Origin of the sequence: Fulvivirga aurantia, assembly GCF_009711475.1 — a bacterium.
Classification (GTDB): Bacteria; Bacteroidota; Bacteroidia; order Cytophagales; family Cyclobacteriaceae; genus Fulvivirga; species Fulvivirga aurantia.
Window position 1 is genome coordinate 1 of sequence record NZ_SMMD01000284.1, and the last position, 1519, is coordinate 1519.

The 1519-nt window shown below is 41.7% G+C and carries 1 protein-coding gene; it reads right to left on the bottom strand.

Annotation, left to right across the window (positions count from 1 at the left end; genetic code table 11):
- Nucleotides 1-1324: signal recognition particle protein (ffh, locus tag E1176_RS01170; protein WP_155208755.1), on the bottom strand; the 1324-nt coding region annotated here is incomplete at its 3' end.
- Nucleotides 1325-1519: the final 195 nt, after the last annotated feature.

Below are 1519 nucleotides of genomic sequence, written 5' to 3' on the forward strand. Positions count from 1 at the left end.
CAAATGGGTTTAAGGCAGCAAGTCCTTTTTTACCTCCGCCCATTTTGTTCATGGTTTTCATCAGCTTTTTCATATCGTTAAACTGCTTAAGCAAGTTGTTTACTTCCTGCACAGAAGTACCACTACCATCGGCTATACGCTTTCTTCTGCTTCCATTCATGATGTCTGGTTGCTCGCGCTCTTCGGTAGTCATCGATTTTATGATAGCTTCTATCGGCTTAAATGAGTCGTCATCAATATCAATGCCTTTCAAGGCTTTGCCCATACCAGGGATCATGCCCATCAGATCTTTGATGTTACCCATTTTTTTGATCTGCTCTAGTTGTGATAAGAAGTCGTTAAAATCAAACTGATTTTTACGCATTTTCTTATTCAGTCGCTTGGCTTCTTCTTCATCAAACGTTTCCTGGGCTTTCTCAACAAGTGAAACCACATCACCCATACCCAAAATACGATTGGCCATACGATCAGGGTGGAATCTATCAATAGCTTCCATTTTCTCACCATGAGAAATAAACTTGATCGGCTTGTCTACCACTCTACGGATTGAAATGGCAGCACCACCGCGGGTATCACCATCAAGTTTGGTCAATACAACACCGTCAAAATCGAGTCTTTCGTTAAAGACTTTGGCAGTGTTTACCGCATCCTGACCAGTCATTGAGTCCACTACGAAAAGTGTCTCTGATGGCTCCAGGGCTTTGTGAAGTGAAGAAATTTCATTCATCATTTCTTCATCAACCGCCAATCGACCTGCTGTATCGACAATTACGATTTTCTTACCGGTAGCTTTTGCCTCTTTTATGGCATTGCTAGCGATTTCAACCGCATTCTTATTTTCAGGCTCTGCGTATACATCTACACCGATCTGCTCACCCAGTACTTTTAGCTGGTCTATCGCAGCAGGACGGTAAATATCACAGGCTGTCAACATCACTTGTCTGCCCTGCTTTTTAAGATAGTTGGCTAGTTTACCACTAAAAGTAGTTTTACCAGAACCCTGCAAACCTGAAATGAGGATCACTGCCGGGTTGCCCTCTATAGCAATGTCTTCTGACGAACCGCCCATAAGGCTGGCCAGCTCATCGTTGGTAATCTTAGTCAGTAACTGGCCAGGAGAAACGGCCGTGAGCACATCTTTACCAAGTGCTTTTTCTTTGATTTCGTCCGTTACTTCTTTGGCTACTTTATAGTTTACATCGGCATCTATAAGTGCTCTACGTATCTCTTTTACTGTAGTAGCTACGTTTACTTCAGTAATATTCCCTTGTCCTTTCAGGGTCTGAAAGGCTTTATCTAACTTATAACTAAGATTATCAAACATATTTCTATCGAATTTAATCGGGTCTTCCCATACCTATGGGGATGCAAAATTAAGGATTTCTCTGCTTTTAAGACAATTCTGTATAGAAGAGTTTTTTTAAAGCTTTGAGTTGTTTGTGAGATTCCTGTCTTCGCAGGAAGGACGTTCTAAAATAAGGGGTCAATAGCTAGCGCTACCGATGACGCATTTAGTTAA